We start from the raw sequence: 2,684 nt of genomic DNA on the forward strand, positions 1-2,684 counted from the left end.
CGACCTCACCCTCCTGAACAAGGTCCTGAAGGCCGCCGGCAAGCCCGAGGTCTCCGACGCCGGTCTCGGCGCCAAGAAGTAACCCGCAAACCCCGTAAACCCCGTAATCCCTGCAATCCCAGGAGGTGACGACCATGGCCACCACGCTCGCCAAGGCTGCCGAGGGCACCGTAGCGGAGCAGCACGCTCACGCCGCGCGCATCGAGCACGTCTCGAAGTCCTTCTCCGGCCCGGCCGGATCGCAGCTCGTCCTGGACGACATCAGCCTCGATGTCGCTCCCGGAGAGTTCGTCACCATCCTGGGTGCCTCGGGGTGCGGAAAGTCCACCCTGCTGAACCTGGTCGCGGGCCTGGACAAGCCGTCCGCGGGGTCGATCCAGACCCCCGGCGGCCGACCCGCGCTCATGTTCCAGGAGCACGCCCTGTTCCCGTGGCTGACCGCGGGCAAGAACATCGAACTCGCCCTGCGGCTGCGCGGGGTGGCCAAGGCCGACCGCAAGCCGGAGGCCGAGCGGCTGTTGGACCTGGTCCGGCTCGGCGGCGCGCACGGCAAGCGCGTCCACGAACTGTCCGGCGGCATGCGCCAGCGCGTCGCCCTGGCCCGGGCACTCGCCCAGGACAGCCGACTGCTGCTGATGGACGAACCGTTCGCGGCCCTCGACGCCATCACCCGCGACGTGCTGCACGGCGAACTCACCCGCATCTGGGAAGAGACCGGACTGTCCGTCCTGTTCGTCACCCACAACGTCCGCGAGGCCGTCCGCCTCGCCCAGCGCGTGGTCCTGCTCTCCTCCCGACCCGGCCGGGTCGCCAAGGAATGGACCGTGGACATCCCGCAGCCGCGCCGCATCGAAGACGCGGACGTCGCGGAACTGTCCCTCGAGATCACTGAACACCTGCGTGGGGAGATCCGCCGCCATGGCCAGCACTGACACCACCCCGAAGGTCACGGCCAACGGCAAGACCGACGACCTGGCCGGCCTGGAGGCCGGTCTGGACGCCCTCGACGCGGTCCAGACCCACCGCACCCCGGTCCGCGAGGTCCTCGTCAAGAAGGTCCTGCCGCCGGTCCTGGCCGTCGGTCTCGTCCTGCTGGTCTGGCAGGTCCTGGTCGCCCTGAAGGTCACCGAGGAGACCAAGCTCCCGGCGTTGTCCGCCGTGTGGGACAGCTTGTCCGACATGTGGCTCAAGGGCACCCTGCTGGAGGTCATCTGGACGTCCGTCTCGCGCGGTCTGCTCGGTTTCCTCCTCGCCCTGGCCATCGGCACACCCCTCGGCCTGCTCGTCGCCCGGGTGAAGTTCGTCCGTGCCGCGATCGGCCCGATCCTCCAGGGCCTGCAGTCCCTGCCCTCGGTGGCCTGGGTGCCCCCGGCCGTCCTCTGGTTCGGCCTCAACGACGCCATGATGTTCACGGTGATCCTGCTGGGCGCCGTCCCGTCCATCGCCAACGGCCTCGTCTCCGGCATCGACCAGGTCCCCCCGCTGTTCCTGCGGGCCGGCCGCACCCTGGGCGCCACCGGCCTGCGCGGCGCCTGGCACGTCGTCATGCCCGCGGCCCTGCCCGGCTACGTCGCCGGCCTCAAGCAGGGCTGGGCCTTCTCCTGGCGCTCCCTCATGGCCGCCGAGATCATCGCCAGCTCCCCCGACCTCGGCCTCGGCCTCGGCCAACTCCTCGAGAACGGCCGCAACAACATCGACCTGCCGGGCGTGTTCCTCGCGATCATCCTGATCCTCGTCGTCGGCATCGCCATCGACCTGCTCATCTTCAGCCCCATCGAGCGGTACGTGCTGCGCAGCCGCGGCCTGCTGGTCAAGAGCTGATTCCGATGTCCCCCACGCCCGCCCTCCTGGTCATAGCCCACGGCAGCCGCGACCCGCGGCACGCCGCGACCGTGCACGCCCTCGTCGGGCGGGCGCGGGAGCTGCGGCCGGGGCTGCGGGTGGAGACGGCCTTCCTGGACTTCAACACCCCGACGGTCGCCCAGACGCTCTCCTCGCTCTACCTGTCCGGCGTGCGCGAGGTCGTGGCCCTCCCGCTCCTCCTGACCCGGGCCTTCCACGCGAAGTCCGACATCCCGGCGGCGCTGGCCGAGTCCTCGGCCCGGCTCCCGGGGCTGTCGGTGCGGGTGGCCGATGTGCTCGGCCCGTCCCCGCTCCTCATCTCCGCCCTGGAGCGCCGGCTCACCGAAGCCGGCCTCACCCCGGCGGACCGGTCCACCACCGCGGTGGTGCTCGCGTCCGCCGGATCCACCGACCCGGAGGCGATCGCAGCGATCGCTGAAACCGCGCGGGAGTGGCGGCGTGCCGGTTGGTGCGCCGTGCGGCCTGCGTTCGCCTCCGCTGCTCTGCCCCGTACGGAGGATGCCGTACGGGCACTGCGCGCCGAGGGCTTCGCCCGGGTGGCGGTGGCGCCGTACGTCATCGCCCCGGGGAGACTGCCGGACCGCATCTCGGCGGGCGCGGAGGCCGGCGGCGCGGATGTCGTGGCCGATGTCCTGGGCGCGGCCCCGGAGTTGGCCGCGCTCCTTCTGCGCCGCTACGACACGGCCGTCTCGACCCGGACCCACCTCCCAGCCCTGACGGCCTGACCCGCCGCCGGGGCTGGATGTGGCTGGTGCCGTACGCCCAGCGCGGCTCAAAGATCCGGGGCTCCGCCCCGTACCCCGCGCCTCAAACGCCGGAGC

3 protein-coding genes are annotated in these 2,684 nt (G+C 71.8%); all 3 read left to right on the forward strand.

The features are described from left to right. Nucleotides 1-134 precede the first annotated feature (134 nt). The 3 genes from ACFV9H_RS41360 to ACFV9H_RS41370 are packed head-to-tail and all read left to right on the forward strand — an operon-like array spanning nucleotide 135 to nucleotide 2,588. Entirely contained in the window at nucleotides 135-932 is a 798-nt protein-coding gene (locus ACFV9H_RS41360) for an ABC transporter ATP-binding protein (protein WP_385409156.1), read from the forward strand. Next, on the forward strand, nucleotides 919-1,821 hold the full coding sequence (locus tag ACFV9H_RS41365) for an ABC transporter permease (protein ID WP_385409158.1): 903 nt from the start codon (nucleotides 919-921) through the stop codon (nucleotides 1,819-1,821). Before ACFV9H_RS41360 ends, ACFV9H_RS41365 begins: the two co-directional genes overlap by 14 nt. A 5-nt stretch (nucleotides 1,822-1,826) precedes the next feature. Further along, nucleotides 1,827-2,588 carry a sirohydrochlorin chelatase gene (locus tag ACFV9H_RS41370; RefSeq protein ID WP_385409160.1) on the forward strand — a complete coding sequence of 254 codons (762 nt, stop codon included), beginning with the start codon at nucleotides 1,827-1,829 and terminating at the stop codon, nucleotides 2,586-2,588. The last annotated feature ends 96 nt before the right edge of the window (nucleotides 2,589-2,684 follow it).

Origin of the sequence: Streptomyces sp. NPDC059874 (genome assembly GCF_042731135.1) — a bacterium.
In the GTDB taxonomy this organism is placed as follows: Bacteria; Actinomycetota; Actinomycetes; order Streptomycetales; family Streptomycetaceae; genus Streptomyces.